Here is a 15,729-nt window from a genome sequence, read left to right as displayed (position 1 = left end):
AAAACCCTCATTTGCGGGTGCTGTAGACGTGGACGGCCGGAACAAAGCCGGCCATGACGCTGCAGTTTCCTTGTCGATAGGGTGCCTTGAATGTCTACCGCCGTCTCCCCGCTTGCCCCGACCGAAGTCCCCGACATGCCCGCCATCGACGGCGTGAAGCTTGCGACGGCTTCTGCTGGAATCCGCTACAAAGGCCGCACCGACGTGCTGCTCGCGGTGATGGATGCCGGGACCACGGTAGCCGGCGTCTTCACCAAATCGAAATGCCCCTCCGCTCCGGTGGAATGGTGCCGCGCCAAGCTCCCCCGCGGCAAGGCGCGTGCGCTGGTGGTGAATTCCGGCAATGCCAATGCATTCACCGGCAAGACCGGAAGGCAGGCAACGACGCTGACGGCCGATATCGCCGCCAAGGCCCTGCGATGCAGCGCCGGCGACATCTTTCTCGCCTCGACCGGCGTGATCGGCGAACCGCTGGACGCCACCAAATTCAACGGCGTACTCGGCACGCTGGCGGAACAGGCCGTGCCCGGCGAATGGATGAGTGCCGCCAAGGCGATCATGACCACCGACACCTTCCCGAAGGTCGCGACCTCGAGCGTGAAGCTCGGCCGGGCAACCGTCACCATCAACGGCATGGCCAAGGGTGCAGGGATGATCGCACCCGACATGGCAACCATGCTGTCGTTCATTTTCACCGACGCGCCGATCTCGGCGACCGCGCTGCAATTGCTGCTCAAGAGCGGCGTCGAAGATACTTTCAATGCGGTCACCATCGACGGCGACACCTCGACATCGGATACGCTGCTGGCTTTTGCGACCGGTGCGGCTGCGGCCAACGGCGCGCCCAAGATCAGCCGCGCCAGCGACCCGCGATTGAAGGCTTTCACCAAAGCCTTCCGTGCGGTGCTCGCCAATCTCGCCGAGCAGGTCGCCCGCGACGGTGAAGGCGCCCGCAAGCTGGTCGAGATCATCGTCGAGGGCGCGACAACGAAAGCGTCCGCACGCAAGATCGCGATGTCGATCGCGAATTCGCCGCTGGTGAAGACCGCGATCGCGGGCGAGGACGCCAATTGGGGCCGCGTGGTGATGGCGGTCGGCAAGGCCGGCGAGCCTGCCAACCGCGACAAGCTCACGATCTCGTTCAACGGCATCCGCGTCGCCAAAAGTGGCGCGCGCGATCCGTCCTATGACGAGGCGCAGGTCTCGGCCGCGATGAAGAATCCGAAGATCCAGATCAAGGTCGCGCTCGGGCTCGGCAAAGGCCGCGACCGCGTGCTGACCTGCGACCTCACCAAGGAATATGTCGCGATCAACGGCGATTACCGGTCGTGAACCCCTGAGCATCCGCGCATGGCTGACGTCAAACTCACTTTGGTGGTCGCCTGCGCGCTGGTCGATGCCGACAAGCGCGTGCTGATCGCGCAGCGCCCTGAAGGCAAGACCCTGGCCGGCTTGTGGGAATTTCCCGGCGGCAAGGTCGAGCCCGGCGAACGGCCGGAACAGACGCTGATCCGTGAACTGCAGGAAGAAATCGGCATTACCGTGAGCGAGCCGTGTCTGGCGCCGCTCACCTTTGCCAGCCACGCCTATGAGACTTTCCATCTCTTGATGCCGCTTTACATCTGCCGGCGCTGGGAAGGGAATGTGATCGCGCGCGAGGGGCAAAACCTCGCCTGGGTCCGCGCCAACAAACTGCGCGACTATCCGATGCCGCCGGCGGATATTCCGCTGATCCCGCATCTGATCGATTTGTTGATGTGAGAGGCGGCGATCTCGGCAAGCTCACTTCGGCGCCCGCTTCACCGCCTCTTCCAGCCTCGCTTTCGCCGATCCCGGTTTCAGCGGCTTTTGCTGGCTCTCATGCGGCGCCCAGCCCGATAGCCAGATCACATCGAAGGTGGCGCGGATGCGGCCATCAGGATCGGCGAAGCGTTCGCTGTAAATCTGCGCCATTCTTATCAAGGTGGCGCGGCGGGTCGGCATCCGCCGTCGCTCAAACAGAATATTGGTCGCACCCATGCGCCTGAGATCCTGCATCAGCGCAAAGGCGTTGTCGTAGCGCACCACGATGCGGTCGAGGTCGGTGACCGGCAGCGCGAAGCCGGCGCGCTGCAACAGGCCTCCGACGTCGCGCAGATCGGCAAACGGCGCGACGCGGGGTGAAACCCCGCCTTCGCATTCGGCTTCCGCCGCAGCGAAAGATTGCCGCAGCTCAGTCAAGGTGTCGCCGCCGATCATCGCCGCCAGCAACAGCCCGTCAGGTCGCAACGCGCGGCGGATCTGCGTGAGCACGCCCGGCAGATCGTTGACGAATTGCAAGGCCAGCCCGGAGACGACGAGATCGAGCGATTCCGGCTGGAATGACAGGGCCTCCCGCGCCGAACTCGCCAGATCGATATGGGTAACGGTCTTGAAGCGATCGCGCGTCGGCCCTCGCAGCAAGTCGCCCGGTGACCACAGGTCTGCGGCATCCGAGAAGTCCCGCAGCACCGCGCGCAGCCGTTCATCAATATCTTCCACGACGCGATCGAGCAGGAATGTTGCAGGCCCAAGCTTTCGCGCACGGCTCTGCCGCGCCTGCAGCAAGGCGCGGTCAAACAGGATGGGCGCGGCGGTTGGGGTCGAGGCCATGCCGGTAGGTACGCCGGTCTCCCCTTATCTGGCAATCCGGGATACTTGAGCGCTCCTCAAGCCGACGCTAACCTTGCGCCCATGGACGCGGAAGCATCACCATCACGTTCCATCTCCGGCCATTTGCGCGGGGCCCTGAACGCATGCCGTGGCGCGTGGACACATGCGGCGCGGCTCGCGCTCGATATCGCGCTGCCGACGCTGTGCGTGGCTTGCCGCGAGCCGGTCAGTGGCGAAGGCGTCTGCGCTGAATGCTGGTCGAAACTATCGTTCATCGCGCCGCCATTTTGCCCGCGGCTCGGCATTCCCTTTGTTTACGATCCCGGGCCCGAATTGTTGTCGATGGAAGCGATCGCCAATCCGCCGGCCTACAGCCGCGCCCGCGCCGCGGTCCGTTATGACGACGTCGCGCGCACGCTGGTACATGCCCTGAAATACCAGGACCGCACCGATCTGGCCCCGGCGATGGGACGCTGGATGGCGCGCGCCGGCCGTGAACTGCTCGATGAAGCCGACGTGCTGATTCCGGTTCCCCTGCATTGGCGGCGGGGCTGGAAACGCCGTTACAACCAGTCCGGAGCACTGGCGCGAATCATCGAGCGGCAGAGCGGCATCAAACTGGCCTCGGAGGCGCTTCGGCGGGTCCGGCCGACGGAGCAGCAGATCGGGCTGTCCCGCACGCAGCGCGCCAGCAATGTGCAGGGCGCATTCAAGGTCGCACCCGACCGAAACGGCGATATCGCGGGCCGCCGCGTGGTTTTGATCGACGATGTCTTGACCTCAGGGGCGACCGTCGACGCCTGCGCGCGGGCGCTGCTGCGCGCCAAGGCGGCGCAGGTTGACGTGCTGGTATTCGCCCGGGTTGTGGACACCCATAAAGCTCCCATATAATTCAGGCACTTCCCTAAAACCGAGCAGACCATGACCGCTGCGATCGAGATCTACACCCGTCCGGGCTGCGGCTATTGCAGCGCCGCCAAGTCGTTGCTGGCGCGCAAAAAGGCCGCGTTCACCGAATTCAACGTCGCCACCGACCCGACGCTTCGTCAGCAGATGTTCGATCGCGCCGGCGCCGGGTCGACCTTCCCGCAGATTTTCATCGACCGAACCCATGTCGGCGGCTGCGACGAGCTTTACGCGCTCGACCGCGAGGGCAAGCTCGATGCGTTGCTGGCGAACGGAAAGGCCAATCCATGAGCGACCTCACCTTTACTGCCGCCATGGTGCAGATGCGCACCGGGCTGTTGCCGCAACCAAGTCTCGAACAGGGCACCAGGCTGATCCGCGAAGCTGCCGCGCAAGGCGCCGATTATGTGCAGACCCCCGAGGTCAGCAACATGATGCAGGTCAACCGCACGGCGCTGTTCGAGCATCTCGCCGCCGAGGAAGATGACCTTTCGCTCAGGGCTTATCGCGCGCTCGCGGCTGAGCTGAAGATTTATTTGCATATCGGCTCGCTGGCGTTGCGCGCGTCCGCCGAGCGCGCGGTCAATCGCTCTTTCCTGATCGGACCCGACGGCGGCGTGATCGCCAGCTATGACAAGATCCACATGTTCGATATCGATCTCCCCGGCGGCGAGAGCTATCGCGAATCCGCCAACTATCAGCCGGGCGAAACCGCCGTGATCGCGGATTTGCCCTGGGGCCGCATGGGCCTGACGATCTGTTACGATGTGCGCTTTCCGGCGCTGTACCGCGCGCTCGCCGAAAGCGGCGCGGCATTCCTCACCGTGCCCTCCGCCTTCACCCGAAAGACCGGTGAAGCGCATTGGCACACGCTGCTCCGCGCCCGCGCCATCGAGAATGGCTGCTTCGTGTTCGCAGCCGCGCAGGCCGGCCTGCACGAAAACAAGCGCGAGACCTACGGCCATTCGCTGATCATCGCGCCCTGGGGCGAAATCCTCGCCGAGGGCGGCGTCGAGCCAGGCGTTTTCCTGGCGAAGATCGATCCGGCGAGGGTCGAGACCGCACGCAAGACGGTGCCGTCCTTGCAGCACGGCCGGCGTTTCAGCGTTGCTGATCCCAAGGCAGGACCAGAGTATCTGCATCTGGTGCGGGGCTCGGCATGATCCATTACAATCTGCGCTGCGAACGCGGCCACGCGTTCGAAAGCTGGTTCCAGAGTTCCTCGGCCTACGAATCGCAGGAGAAACGCAAGCTGGTGAACTGCCCGCTGTGCGGCTCGACCAAGGTCGAGCGCGCCATCATGGCCCCGCAGATCGTGAGCAGGAAAACCCGCGATAACGCGGTGGCTCCCGCGGCTGCTCCAGTCCCAGCGCCTTCCACCGATGTCGCAACGACCGCTTCAACACCGCTGATGATGGCGCAGGAACGCGAGTTGCGTACCAAGCTCAAGGAGTTGCGCGACCACATTGTGAAAAACGCCGACAATGTTGGCGAACGCTTTCCCAACGAGGCCCGCAAAATGCACTATGGCGATATCGAGCATCGCCCGATCTATGGCGAAGCCTCGCCGGAAGAGGCGCGCTCGCTGATCGACGAAGGCATCGAGGTGTCGCCGCTGCCGGTGCTACCGGATGACCGCAACTGACGCGCAAGCATCAGATAAATCTACACCGCCACTAAAAGCCCGACGCCGGCCACGATCAGCGCGATGCCGGAAAGCTCGCGCACCGAGAGCGGCTGCTTGAAGGAATAATACGCCACGCCTTGCGCGAACAGCACCTCGACCAGCGCCAGCGTGCGCACATTGGCGGCGGCCGTGAGCGCAAATGCCAGAAACCAGAACTGCGAGGCGAACGCGCCCATGAAGCCGGCAAACAGCGACGGCCGCCATAGGCCCAGGATTTTTCTCAATATCTCCGGCGCGCGCAAAAGCAGGTAGATGGTCAGCACCAGCGTCTGCACGAACAGGCCGAATACCAGCGTATAGGACGCCGCGGTCACGAATGTGACGCCCGGCACGGTGATGATGGCGCCGCGAAAACCGATCGCCGACAAGGCGAACGCCGCGGCCGCGACCAACCCGATGATCGTCGGCTTTAGTTCCGCAAAACTCTTTTCGCCGCCGGGCCGCAGCGCGGTGACGATGACACCGATGGTCGCGATCAGGATCGCGACCACTTTCAGCGCGGTAAGATGATCGCCGAGAAACACGAAGCCGAAGATTGCGGTCTGGATCGCCTCGGTTTTCAGATACGCCGTCGTCACCACGAACGAGCGGTCGTTCATGGCGAGCAGCATCAGCCCGGTGGCGATGATCTGGCTGAGCGCACCCAGCATCAGCCACGGCCAGAATGCCGCGGTCGGCCACGGCACGGCGTCGCCGGTCGCCAGGATCACCACGGCAAAGAAAATCAGCGAGAACGGAAAGCCGAACAGGAAGCGGATATTGGTCGCGCCCCAGGTTCCGAGCGGCCCGGTCAGGCTCCGCTGCATCGCATTACGCGCGACCTGCCCCAGCGCAGCGGTGATGGTGAAGGGAATCCAGAGCGTGGCGGTGCTGATCATGTGCTGGGGAATCGGCTGGCAGCTAAGAAGGGCGGCCACCGTGCCGGGCGCGGCTCGGATGGTCAACTGGAACAGCGTCATGACAGGATTGCGGTCCACTCGCTCTCCCCGCAAGCGGGGCGAGGATGACGCAGGTCCGATCTACGCCCCTTCCACGATCACCATGTAATTCACGTCCATATCCGTCGAGAGGCTCCAGCGATCGGCGAACGGGCTGTAGACCACGCCGGTCTCCTCGGTGACGACGAGCTTGTTGTCCAGCAGATGACGCGCCAGTTCATCGGGGGTGACGAACTTGTCCCATTGATGCGTGCCGCGCGGCAACCAGCGCAGCACATACTCCGCACCGACGATGGCGAGCGCAAAGCTCTTCCAGTTGCGGTTCAGCGTCGAGAGCACCATCATTCCGCCGGGCTTCAGCATCGCCGCGCAGCGGTTGAGGAACATGCCGACATCGGCGACGTGCTCCACCACCTCCATCGCCAGCACGATGTCGAAGCGTTCGCGCACGTCCATCTGCTCGACCGTGGTGCAGCGATAGTCGATCGAGAGATGTCCCTTGTCGGCATGCAATTTGGCCGCCGCGATGTTGCTGGCGGACGGATCGACCCCGATCACCTGCGCGCCGAGCCGCGTGAACGGTTCGCATAACAGGCCGGCGCCGCAGCCGATATCGAGGATGCGCAGGCCGGAAAGGCAGCTCAGGCTTTTGGCGTTGCGTTCGAACTTGCGGCAGGCGGCATCGCGGATATAGGTCAGCCGCAGCGGATTGATCTTGTGCAACGGCGCCATCTTGCCGTTCGGATCCCACCATTCGTCCGACAGCTTGGAAAATTTCGCGACTTCGGCGGGATCGACCGTGCTGCCCGCGGCGCTGGCAGGAGAGTTTTGGGCAGGAGAGTTTTGTTGCTGGATGGCCATGGATTGCGCGCCGCTCCTACCGCGCCGTGATGTGATTGCGGAAGTCGAGCGGCGAAGCAATGGTTTTGATCGTCTCGGCTCCCTCGCCGACGCCCCGCACCGTGACATCGCCATAGTTCAGGATACGGCCGAGGATGCTCTGATTGACGTCGACGCTCTCGACCTTGTCGAGGCTCATTTCAAAGGTTCGGCGCTTGATGAAGCCGGCCTTGTGCACCACGCGCAAATTGGTCACGTCGGTCTCGGTGGTCCAGCGATGGAACCAGGCCGTCAGCATTTTGTATAACGCGAAAATGGCCGATATGGCCGCCAGCGACAGGCAGAGCAGCACCGGGGTGTCGGTCACGAACATCCGTGACAAAACCAGGAACACGATCGCCACGACCCAGGCCGCGATCGCCGGCAAATAAAAGATCCAGTGCGCGTTGGTCGAATACAACACCTTCTCACCGGGCTGCAGAATATCGTCGATATAACGCCCCATACTTCCTGCCTCAATCACCGCACCCCGGTCCGCCCCACGGGCAGCAGGAACCCGCTTGCCCCCGGCCACGCCGCTATGTATACGCGCCTTTCCATCCCCGCGCTCCGGTTTCCGCGCGGATCAGCTTACTTATCCTCTTGAGGAATGCACGGGTCGTCATGGGTCGCCTCGTCATGAAATTCGGCGGCACATCCGTCGCCAATCTCGACCGTATCCGCAACGTCGCGCTCCACGTGAAGCGCGAGGTCGACGCCGGTCACGACGTCGCCGTGGTGGTGTCGGCGATGGCCGGCAAGACCAATGAGCTGGTCGAATGGTGCCGTGACGCCTCGCCAATGCACGACGCGCGCGAATATGACGCCGTGGTGGCGTCCGGTGAACAGGTCACTTCCGGGCTATTGGCGATCGCGCTGCAGGCGATCGGCGTCCAGGCGCGCTCCTGGCAGGGTTGGCAAATCCCGATCCGGACCAGTGACGCCCACGCTTCAGCGCGGATTCTCGAGATCGACGGCGGCGAGCTGATCAGCCGTTTCAAGGACCGCAAGGAAGTTGCCGTGATTGCCGGCTTCCAGGGCATCAGTCCGCAGACCGGCCGAATCACCACGCTGGGGCGCGGCGGTTCCGATACCTCGGCGGTCGCGATTGCCGCCGCCATTCATGCCGACCGCTGCGATATCTATACCGACGTCGATGGCGTCTACACCACCGACCCGCGCGTGGTTCCCAAGGCGCGGCGGCTCGAAAAGATCGCGTTCGAGGACATGCTGGAGCTGGCATCGCAGGGCGCCAAGGTGCTGCAGGTCCGTTCGGTGGAACTCGGCATGGTGTACAACATGCCGATCTTCGTCCGCTCCAGTTTCGACAAGCCCGAAGATATCGACCCGCACGGTACGCCGCCGGGCACGCTGATCTGCAGCGAGGAGGAAATCATGGAAAACCACGTCGTCACCGGCATCGCCTTTTCCAAGGACGAAGCCCAGATTTCCGTGCGCCAGATCGAGGACAAGCCGGGCGTCGCCGCTTCCATTTTCGGGCCGCTCGCGGATGCCAACATCAATGTCGACATGATCGTGCAGAACGTCTCCGAAGACGGCAAAACCACCGACCTTACCTTCACGGTGCCGGCCTCCGACTACGGCCGCGCCCGCGACACCATCAACTCGGCGAAGGGCAAGATCGGCTACGCGCGGCTCGACAGCGCCACCGACGTGGCGAAGGTCTCTGTCATCGGCAGCGGCATGCGCAGCCATGCCGGGGTCGCCGCCAAGGCATTCGGCGCGCTGGCTGCCCGCAATATCAACATTCGCGCCATCACCACCTCCGAGATCAAGTTTTCGGTACTGATCGACGCCGCCTATACCGAACTCGCGGTGCGCACGCTGCATACGCTTTATGGGCTCGACCAGGTCTGAGCGTGATCTCGCCGTCGCGTTGGCTATGGCAAGATCGGCGGCAGGCGCCACACGCGGGAATCGATCTCGAATAGTTATAATTTAGAAGGTTTTTCTCTTAGCACCCGCAGCATTTGACCAGCGGAGACGTTATCGTCTCTGGCAGGCGTTTTGCTTGGCAAGATCAGCCTCAATTCGCTATACGGCCTGAAGGGCGGGCTGCCGCGGACTGCGACACAGTTTCGGTTTTCCGATTCGGCCGGTATCCGTGGCTTGCGACGGCGCCGAATGAGTAAAATTGTTGTTTTGTCTGAGTTTAACGCCAGCTCCCGGCCACCCGGCGGGCTGGCCTCGCGGAGGAGGATTTCAGCACATGCGGAGCGCGTCGGGAGGTCCCCGCGTCTTGTTGAGACGGCTCCGCGAAACCATGGCGGAGCAGGTCTCAGCCCAGGAGCGGCTGGACAAGATCGTGGTGCTGATCGCGGCCAATATGGTGGCCGAGGTGTGCTCGACCTATGTGCTGCGCGTCGACAACACGCTGGAGCTCTACGCCACCGAAGGTCTTAACCGCGACGCCGTCCATCGCACCGTCCTGAGCGCGCATGAGGGCCTGGTCGGCCTGGTCGCGAGCGAGGCGACGCCACTCAATTTAAGCGACGCGCAAAACCACCCGGCATTCTCGTTCCGGCCCGAGACCGGCGAAGAAATCTACCATTCATTCCTCGGCGTTCCGATTCTGCGCGCCGGCAACACGCTCGGCGTGCTGGTGGTGCAGAACCGCGCCAAGCGCACCTATGTCGAGGAGGAAGTCGAGGCGCTGCAGACCACGGCGATGGTCGTGGCGGAGATGATCGCCTCGGGCGAATTGTCCGCGCTGGCGCAGCCGGGCGCCGAGCCCGCCGCGCGGCATTCGCTGCACAAAACCGGAGCGATCCTGTCCGACGGCATCGCGCTCGGCCATGTGGTGCTGCACGAGCCGCGCGTCGTCATCACCAATTACATTGCCGAGGACCTGCCGAAGGAAATCAGGCGGCTCGACGCGGCGCTGGCAAAACTGCGCGCCGACCTCGACCGCATGCTGGAGCGCGGCGACGTCGCCGATGGCGGCGAACATCGCGACGTGCTCGAAGCCTACCGCATGTTTGCCAACGATCACGGCTGGTCGCACAAGCTGCACGAGGCAGTCGCCACCGGTCTCACCGCGGAAGCCGCCGTCGAACGCGTGCAGTCCGACACCCGCGCGCGCATGCTGCGTTCCACCGATCCCTATCTGCGCGACCGCCTGCATGACCTTGAAGATCTCGGCCATCGGCTGATGCGGCAATTGGTCGGGCAGGATCACGCGCCGTCGCGGGAGCAACTGCCCGACAACGCCATCCTGATCGCACGCGCGATGGGGCCTGCGGCGCTGCTCGATTACGATCGCAAGCGCCTGCGCGGACTGGTACTGGAGGAAGGCACCGCCAATTCCCACGTCTCGATCGTGGCGCGCGCGCTCGGCATTCCCGCCGTCGGCGAAGTACCGAACGCACCGGGTATTGCCGATCCCGGCGACGCCATCATCGTCGATGGCACCTCCGGCGAGATCTATGTCCGCCCGTCGGCGGAAATCGAATCGGCCTATGCCGAGCGGGTGCGCTTCCGTGCGCGCCGGCAGGCGCAATATTCGGCGCTACGCGACAAGCCCTGCAAGACCAAGGATGGCCAGCCCGTCGAACTCATGATCAATGCCGGCCTCGCCATCGACCTGCCGCACATCGACGACACCGGCAGCGCCGGGATCGGCCTGTTCCGCACCGAACTGCAATTCATGGTCGGCCAGAGCCTGCCGCGCACCAGCGACCAGCTCGCGCTCTATCGCACGGTGCTGGACGCCGCCGGCTCCAAGCCCGTGACGTTCCGGACGCTGGATATCGGCGGCGACAAGGCGCTGCCCTATATGGAAACCGTGATCGAGGAAAATCCGGCGCTCGGCTGGCGCGCGATCAGGCTGGGTCTCGACCGGCCGGGCCTGCTGCGTGGTCAGATCCGCGCGCTGTTGCGCGCCGGCGGCGGGCGCGCGCTGCGCATCATGTTTCCGATGATCACCGAAGTCGCCGAATTCGATCTCGCCAAGGGCATCGTCGAGCGCGAGCTGACATACTTGCGTCAGCACGGACATGCGCTGCCGGAGCGCGTCGATGTCGGCACCATGGTGGAAGTGCCGGCGCTGCTGTACCAGCTCGACGAACTGCTGAAAAAAGTCGATTTCGTCTCGGTCGGATCCAACGACCTGTTCCAGTTCCTGTTCGCGGTCGATCGCGGCAACGCCAAGGTCTCCGAACGATTCGATATCCTGGCGGCGCCGATCCTGCGGGCGCTGCGCGATATTGTGCAAAAAGCGCAGGCGGCGAAAAAATCCGCGTCCTTGTGTGGCGAGATGGCGTCAAAGCCGATCGGCGCGCTCGCGCTGATCGCGCTAGGCTACCGTTCGCTGTCGCTGTCAGCGACCGCGCACGGCCCGGTTAAGGCGCTGATCCTCGACCTCGACGCCAGAAAGGCCGAGGCGATGATAATGCCGCTGCTCGATGCGCCGTCCGGCAGCGTATCGATCCGGCAAAAGCTGATCGAGTTCGCCGAGGCCGAAGGGCTTTCGTTGTAGCGGCGCTTGTTTTCGTATAGCGCCCTCTTCGTCATTCGAGACCAAACCATGTCGATGCTTCCTGAAGCCAAACTTGATATCCTGCTGGCGCACCACGCCTCGCTTGAGGCCGAGCTGCTGGGTCAGGTGAACTCCGAAAACTACGTGCGGATTACGCGCGAGCTGGCGGAGCTCAATCCGCTGATCGATGCCGTCAAGGCCTACCGCGCGGCCAATGCCGAGATGGCGGATATCGATGCCTTGATCGCCGATGCCGCGACCGAGCCCGAGATGCGCGGCATGGCGGAAGCCGAGCGCGAAATGCTGGCCGCGCGCAGCGTGGAGCTGGCGCAGCAGATCCGCGTGGCCTTGTTGCCCAAGGACGCCATGGACGATCGCAACGTGGTGCTGGAAATCCGCGCCGGCACCGGCGGCGATGAAGCCTCGCTGTTCGCCGGCGACCTGTTTCGGATGTATGAGCGCTTCGCCGCTCTGCAGGGCTGGAAGGTCGAAGTGATCTCGGCCAGCGAAGGCACCATGGGCGGCTACAAGGAAATCATCGCCGAGGTGCGGGGGCGAGGCGCGTTCGCCAAACTGAAATTCGAATCCGGCGCGCACCGCGTGCAGCGCGTGCCCGACACCGAAACGCAGGGCCGCATTCACACCTCGGCGGCGACCGTTGCGGTATTGCCTGAAGTCGAGGACGTCGATGTCGACATCAAGAGCGATGACCTCAAGATCGAGACGATGCGCGCGCAGGGCGCCGGCGGCCAGCATGTCAACAAGACCGAATCAGCGATCCGCATCACCCATATTCCGACCGGCATCGTGGTGATGATGCAGGACAGCCGTTCGCAGCACAAGAACCGGGCGTCCGCGATGAACATCCTGCGCTCGCGCATCTACGACGCCGAACGCCAGCGCATCGACGCCGCGCGTTCGGCCGATCGCCGCGAGAAGGTCGGCTCCGGCGACCGCTCCGAGCGCATTCGCACCTACAACTTTCCGCAAGGACGCGTCACCGATCATCGCATCAACCTGACGCTCTACAAGCTGCCGCAGGTCATCGCGGGCGAGGCGCTGGGCGAACTCATCGACGCCTTGACGACGGAGCATCAGGCGGCCCAGCTCGCCGCCCAGGGCGCCGCGGCGTGAGCGCCGGCTATCCCCCCGGACAAACCGTCGAGATCGCACGACGCAGGCTGACAGAACGGTTTCGTGCGCACGGCATCGATTCAGCCGAACTCGACGCACGGATTCTGGTCGGCGCCGAACTGGGGCTCGATTTGACCGGCATGATCGCTGCCGCCGCACGGCCCCTCGCCGCGGCGGAAGCCGAGCGGCTTGAGGCGGCAGCCCGCCGCCGTCTCGCAGGCGAGCCGGTTGCGCGCATTCTCGGGGCCAAGGAATTCTGGGGCTTGCCGTTGCAACTCTCGGCCGCGACGCTGGTGCCGCGACCCGACACCGAGACAGTGGTCGAGCTGGCGCTGGAAATGCTGCGCGTCATACCTCGCGCAAACCGCCGGCTGCGCATGGCCGATATCGGTACCGGATCCGGCGCAATTTTATTGGCGCTGTTGTCCGAGCTGCCGGAAGCCGACGGTGTCGGCACCGATATCAGCGTGGCTGCGTTATCGACAGCTCGCGCCAATGCTGGCCGCCTCGGGCTTGGCGATCGCGCCACCTTCGTCGCGTGCGACTATGCGACTGGGCTGCAAGGTGCGTTCGATCTGATCGCGTCAAATCCACCTTATATTCGTTCCGCCGAAATCGCCGACCTTGCGACCGAAGTCCGCGACCACGATCCGCATCGCGCGCTGGACGGCGGCCCGGACGGCCTTGCCGCCTATCGCAGCCTTATTCCGCAGGCAGCCGGGCTGCTGGCGTCCGATGGCGCACTCATCGTGGAGGTCGGTCACGGCCAGAGCAGCCAAGTTGAACAATTGATGACGGCGGCAGGGTTAATGCACGACAGACCTCCCAAGGCCGACCTGGCCGGCATCCCGCGGGCCGTCGCTGGCCGGAAATTGCCCACATAAAGCCCAATTGAAATGCAAAAAAAGCACTTGGAATATCCTGCGGGAGCGACTACGTTCCGCCCACAACATCGGTCCAGGGTTGCTGGCCCCGTAGATGCTACGGGTGAAGTCAGAGTTCTCAGAGCGAGAACCCGCCCCGAGTGAAAGGTTCCGAAAACGCAGGTCTGATCAAGCGCGATGGCTTTTGAGAGCTGCGCCGCTGCTGACCGCAAAGCGAACGAAAGCCTGCTATTGCGCTTGAAAGCTCACGCGACAAACCTGTGCTTGTTTTTGGCAGGCTGAATGATTGGTGCAGCCGGCGGCGTGTGCCGGGCTGCAGGGGGAACGTGTCTTTGTGACCGTGACAGATGGCGAAATCGGTGTGGAATCGAACTGCACTGCCATTGTGCCCATGATGCGAGCCGCATCGGGCGAAGTGACTACGATACCGACAATTCAAGGCTTTTAACCTCAAGGCTGAAAACTTCAGGGCTGGAATAAAGGCAAGACATGAGAAACGGTCAGAACAACAAGCGGATGCGTAACCGGAACAACAATAACAACAATAACAACAACAACCGACGCGGCCAGAACCCGATGACCCGGGTGTTCGAATCCAACGGACCCGACATCAAGATCCGAGGCACCGCATCCCACGTTGCTGAAAAATATGTGCAGCTGGCGCGCGACGCCCGCAGTTCCGGCGATCCGGTGGCCGCCGAGAACTACTATCAGCATGCCGAGCATTATTTCCGGCTGATTGCCGCGGCCCAGGAACAGTTCCGTCAGAATCAGCCGCAACCGCGTACCGATAACGAAATGTCCCCGTCGGAGGATGGCGACGAAGAGAGCGAGAATTTTTCGAATTTCGGACAGGAGCCCGGCTTCGTTCCGGTGCAGCAGCAGCCCTTCGTGCCGCGCGACAATCATCAGCGCGAGGGCCAGCCCTATGCTCCGCGCGAGCAGCACCCGCCGCGCGAGCACAACCATAATCGCGACCATCGTCAGCAGCCGCAATATCAACCGCAGCCCCAGCCGCAACAACAGCCGCAGCCGGTGATAGCCGATAATGGCAGCGTCGATCGCCTGCCGTCCTTCATTACCGGCCCGCAGCCGCAGATCAATGGCGGCCCCGGCTTTGAGGGTAATGGCGGCGAGCGTTTTCCGCCGCGTCGCCGCCGCCGTCCGCACAACGGACCGCGCCCCGAAAACATCGCCGCACCAGCGCCGCAGGGCGACGATTTCAATTCGGGGAATGAGTGACGCTGTCTGGACTTGTTGTCCGGCCAAGCTTTGCAGGGTGGGCTAAGCGAAGCGAGCCCACCGCAGCGTTCTAAGTTCTAAGTAATCTGCAGTTTTGGTGGGCACGGCGCGATCGCGCCTTGCCCACCCTACGAAGCTGCGCTACCGGCGTTCACCGAGACGGCCGGCGGACGACTATCCCCTCGCCGGCGACGACGGCACCAGCACCGGTCGCAGCGCCGGAATCAGTCGCGTGCGTTCGCGGTGCGCCGGGATCGCGCGGTAGACCTGCTTGGTTGCTTCCACGATATGCACGCCGGCGAATGGCAGCGATAATGCCGCGCCGACCCGCTCCCATGCCATCGCCGAGCGCAGGAACCAGCCGCCCGCGACCGGCGGCACGAACAGCGCCTCGCCCCACGCCGTCGGCGTGAACCAGGTCTGCCGCAGCAATTGCGTGATCTGCGAGCGCGAATACGGCCGGCCGTGACCGAACGGCGTATTATCGGTGCGCGTCCACACCCCGCGCCGGTTCGGAATGACGGCCATCACCCGGCCTGATGGCGCCAGCACCCGCCACACCTCGCGCAGCAGGCCTTCGGGATCGTCGGACATTTCCAGCGCATGAACCAAAAGGATGCGGTCGACCGCGGCATCCGGCAGCGGCAACGAAAATTCATCGACCAAGGTTGCCAGCGTCGGCCGCGCGGTCGGCCACTTCAGGACGCCCTGCGCCGCCGGCATGAACGCAATGCAGCGCTCACTGTCTTCGCGAAACAGCCCGAGATAGGGCGTCGGATAACCAAGGCCGAGCACCCGCTGGCCCTCCGCGTTCGGCCAGCGCGCCCGGATGCCGCGATTGATCAGCTGCCGCGCCACGATGCCGAGGCGCTGCGAATAGAAATCGCGGAGATCAATGACGTCGATACTCATGGACGCAATCTAACACGT

At 63.8% G+C, this 15,729-nt stretch carries 16 protein-coding genes; 11 read left to right on the top strand and 5 right to left on the bottom strand.

The features are described 5' to 3' along the window. The first annotated feature begins 90 nt into the window (after positions 1–90). Together argJ and mutT are read left to right on the top strand one after the other, a co-directional pair. Positions 91–1,332 carry a bifunctional glutamate N-acetyltransferase/amino-acid acetyltransferase ArgJ gene (argJ, locus tag BLV09_RS26795; RefSeq protein ID WP_146689544.1) on the top strand — a complete coding sequence of 414 codons (1,242 nt, stop codon included), beginning with the start codon at positions 91–93 and terminating at the stop codon, positions 1,330–1,332. 18 nt (positions 1,333–1,350) lie between these two features. Then, the gene (mutT, locus tag BLV09_RS26790; protein WP_100385239.1) at positions 1,351–1,761 is read left to right on the top strand and encodes an 8-oxo-dGTP diphosphatase MutT; all 411 of its coding nucleotides are present in this window, start codon (positions 1,351–1,353) and stop codon (positions 1,759–1,761) included. Between the two features lie 21 nt (positions 1,762–1,782). Here the strand turns inward: mutT and BLV09_RS26785 are convergent, their stop codons facing one another. Next, entirely contained in the window at positions 1,783–2,631 is an 849-nt protein-coding gene (locus BLV09_RS26785; RefSeq protein WP_146689543.1) for a methyltransferase domain-containing protein, read from the bottom strand. A gap of 81 nt (positions 2,632–2,712) precedes the next feature. Here BLV09_RS26785 and BLV09_RS26780 point away from each other — a divergent pair, with 81 nt between their 5' ends. Genes BLV09_RS26780 through BLV09_RS26765 form a run of 4 tightly spaced genes read left to right on the top strand, consistent with a single transcriptional unit; the run spans position 2,713 to position 5,182 of the window. Further along, entirely contained in the window at positions 2,713–3,522 is an 810-nt protein-coding gene (locus BLV09_RS26780) for a ComF family protein (RefSeq protein ID WP_146689542.1), read from the top strand. A 30-nt stretch (positions 3,523–3,552) separates the two neighbouring features. After that, positions 3,553–3,828 (top strand): glutaredoxin 3, encoded by a 276-nt coding sequence (gene grxC, locus BLV09_RS26775; protein ID WP_146689541.1) that lies wholly within the window; start codon positions 3,553–3,555, stop codon positions 3,826–3,828. Next, a complete protein-coding gene (locus tag BLV09_RS26770) occupies positions 3,825–4,700 on the top strand; it encodes a carbon-nitrogen hydrolase family protein (protein ID WP_146689540.1) in 876 nt (291 codons plus the stop codon). The genes grxC and BLV09_RS26770 overlap by 4 nt, the downstream gene beginning before the upstream one ends. After that, positions 4,697–5,182, top strand: coding sequence for a DUF1178 family protein (locus BLV09_RS26765; protein ID WP_146689539.1), 486 nt, complete (start codon positions 4,697–4,699; stop codon positions 5,180–5,182). The genes BLV09_RS26770 and BLV09_RS26765 overlap by 4 nt, the downstream gene beginning before the upstream one ends. 20 nt (positions 5,183–5,202) lie before the next feature. Here BLV09_RS26765 and BLV09_RS26760 read toward each other — a convergent pair whose 3' ends face one another. The 3 genes from BLV09_RS26760 to BLV09_RS26750 form a co-directional block, all read right to left on the bottom strand. Then, positions 5,203–6,102, bottom strand: coding sequence for an EamA family transporter (locus BLV09_RS26760; protein WP_146691312.1), 900 nt, complete (start codon positions 6,100–6,102; stop codon positions 5,203–5,205). A gap of 141 nt (positions 6,103–6,243) precedes the next feature. Beyond that, positions 6,244–7,023: a bifunctional 2-polyprenyl-6-hydroxyphenol methylase/3-demethylubiquinol 3-O-methyltransferase UbiG gene (gene ubiG, locus BLV09_RS26755; protein WP_100385232.1), complete on the bottom strand. Its 780-nt coding sequence runs from the start codon at positions 7,021–7,023 to the stop codon at positions 6,244–6,246. Positions 7,024–7,039: 16 nt separating this feature from the next. Next, positions 7,040–7,507 carry a PH domain-containing protein gene (locus tag BLV09_RS26750; protein ID WP_100385231.1) on the bottom strand — a complete coding sequence of 156 codons (468 nt, stop codon included), beginning with the start codon at positions 7,505–7,507 and terminating at the stop codon, positions 7,040–7,042. Between the two features lie 158 nt (positions 7,508–7,665). Between BLV09_RS26750 and BLV09_RS26745 the strand changes: the two genes are divergently transcribed. The 5 genes from BLV09_RS26745 to BLV09_RS26725 all read left to right on the top strand — a co-directional run bounded on the left by BLV09_RS26745 (position 7,666) and on the right by BLV09_RS26725 (position 14,799). Then, positions 7,666–8,919 carry an aspartate kinase gene (locus BLV09_RS26745; RefSeq protein WP_146689538.1) on the top strand — a complete coding sequence of 418 codons (1,254 nt, stop codon included), beginning with the start codon at positions 7,666–7,668 and terminating at the stop codon, positions 8,917–8,919. A 352-nt stretch (positions 8,920–9,271) separates the two neighbouring features. Then, entirely contained in the window at positions 9,272–11,539 is a 2,268-nt protein-coding gene (gene ptsP, locus BLV09_RS26740) for a phosphoenolpyruvate--protein phosphotransferase (RefSeq protein ID WP_100385229.1), read from the top strand. A 48-nt stretch (positions 11,540–11,587) separates the two neighbouring features. Continuing rightward, a complete protein-coding gene (gene prfA, locus BLV09_RS26735; protein ID WP_146689537.1) occupies positions 11,588–12,673 on the top strand; it encodes a peptide chain release factor 1 in 1,086 nt (361 codons plus the stop codon). Then, positions 12,670–13,557: a peptide chain release factor N(5)-glutamine methyltransferase gene (prmC, locus tag BLV09_RS26730; RefSeq protein WP_146689536.1), complete on the top strand. Its 888-nt coding sequence runs from the start codon at positions 12,670–12,672 to the stop codon at positions 13,555–13,557. Before prfA ends, prmC begins: the two co-directional genes overlap by 4 nt. 489 nt (positions 13,558–14,046) lie before the next feature. Further along, positions 14,047–14,799, top strand: coding sequence for a DUF4167 domain-containing protein (locus tag BLV09_RS26725; RefSeq protein ID WP_100385226.1), 753 nt, complete (start codon positions 14,047–14,049; stop codon positions 14,797–14,799). A 174-nt stretch (positions 14,800–14,973) separates the two neighbouring features. Here BLV09_RS26725 and BLV09_RS26720 read toward each other — a convergent pair whose 3' ends face one another. Beyond that, a complete protein-coding gene (locus tag BLV09_RS26720; protein ID WP_100385225.1) occupies positions 14,974–15,711 on the bottom strand; it encodes a class I SAM-dependent methyltransferase in 738 nt (245 codons plus the stop codon). Between the last annotated feature and the right edge of the window lie 18 nt (positions 15,712–15,729).

This window comes from Bradyrhizobium canariense (genome assembly GCF_900105125.1).
Lineage (GTDB): Bacteria > Pseudomonadota > Alphaproteobacteria > Rhizobiales > Xanthobacteraceae > Bradyrhizobium > Bradyrhizobium canariense_A.
The sequence above is the reverse complement of the archived record's forward strand: the minus strand, read 5'-3'. Positions and strand labels throughout refer to the sequence as shown.

What these genes read in the sequence shown, in the direction of transcription:
- argJ (WP_146689544.1), top strand. Translation starts at nt 91, where the DNA reads ATGTCTACCGCCGTCTCCCCGCTTGCCCCGACCGAAGTCCCCGACATG.
- mutT (WP_100385239.1), top strand. Translation starts at nt 1,351, where the DNA reads ATGGCTGACGTCAAACTCACTTTGGTGGTCGCCTGCGCGCTGGTCGAT.
- BLV09_RS26785 (WP_146689543.1), bottom strand. Translation starts at nt 2,631, where the DNA reads ATGGCCTCGACCCCAACCGCCGCGCCCATCCTGTTTGACCGCGCCTTG.
- BLV09_RS26780 (WP_146689542.1), top strand. Translation starts at nt 2,713, where the DNA reads ATGGACGCGGAAGCATCACCATCACGTTCCATCTCCGGCCATTTGCGC.
- grxC (WP_146689541.1), top strand. Translation starts at nt 3,553, where the DNA reads ATGACCGCTGCGATCGAGATCTACACCCGTCCGGGCTGCGGCTATTGC.
- BLV09_RS26770 (WP_146689540.1), top strand. Translation starts at nt 3,825, where the DNA reads ATGAGCGACCTCACCTTTACTGCCGCCATGGTGCAGATGCGCACCGGG.
- BLV09_RS26765 (WP_146689539.1), top strand. Translation starts at nt 4,697, where the DNA reads ATGATCCATTACAATCTGCGCTGCGAACGCGGCCACGCGTTCGAAAGC.
- BLV09_RS26760 (WP_146691312.1), bottom strand. Translation starts at nt 6,102, where the DNA reads ATGATCAGCACCGCCACGCTCTGGATTCCCTTCACCATCACCGCTGCG.
- ubiG (WP_100385232.1), bottom strand. Translation starts at nt 7,023, where the DNA reads ATGGCCATCCAGCAACAAAACTCTCCTGCCCAAAACTCTCCTGCCAGC.
- BLV09_RS26750 (WP_100385231.1), bottom strand. Translation starts at nt 7,507, where the DNA reads ATGGGGCGTTATATCGACGATATTCTGCAGCCCGGTGAGAAGGTGTTG.
- BLV09_RS26745 (WP_146689538.1), top strand. Translation starts at nt 7,666, where the DNA reads ATGGGTCGCCTCGTCATGAAATTCGGCGGCACATCCGTCGCCAATCTC.
- ptsP (WP_100385229.1), top strand. Translation starts at nt 9,272, where the DNA reads ATGCGGAGCGCGTCGGGAGGTCCCCGCGTCTTGTTGAGACGGCTCCGC.
- prfA (WP_146689537.1), top strand. Translation starts at nt 11,588, where the DNA reads ATGTCGATGCTTCCTGAAGCCAAACTTGATATCCTGCTGGCGCACCAC.
- BLV09_RS26725 (WP_100385226.1), top strand. Translation starts at nt 14,047, where the DNA reads ATGAGAAACGGTCAGAACAACAAGCGGATGCGTAACCGGAACAACAAT.
- BLV09_RS26720 (WP_100385225.1), bottom strand. Translation starts at nt 15,711, where the DNA reads ATGAGTATCGACGTCATTGATCTCCGCGATTTCTATTCGCAGCGCCTC.